The 223-nt window shown below is 30.0% G+C and carries 1 protein-coding gene; it reads right to left on the reverse strand.

Going from position 1 to position 223, the window contains the following annotated elements; translation table 11 throughout:
- Window positions 1–223, reverse strand: a 223-nt coding sequence (locus tag ACX6CF_RS26860; RefSeq protein WP_458788440.1) for a CatA-like O-acetyltransferase, incomplete at both ends; no start/stop codon positions are given.

The following is a 223-nucleotide window of genomic DNA, read 5'->3' on the forward strand; positions in this document are numbered from 1 at the left end:
ATAGAAAGTAGTAATTTAATTTGACCATTTTTTTCTATAAATCTACCTGCTTCAATAGTTGGGAAATAATAAGGTTTATTATTATAACTATGAAGTGAGAAATGTTTAAATTCTATCCACGGAACACAGGAAACAGTATAAGCATTAGCTGGCGGCAATAAATGCGGCTGAGAAAGGACACCATGATTATTTCCATATAACTTTTGATTTTCTAAATAACTCT

The sequence above is a fragment of the Vallitalea sediminicola genome, assembly GCF_054408565.1.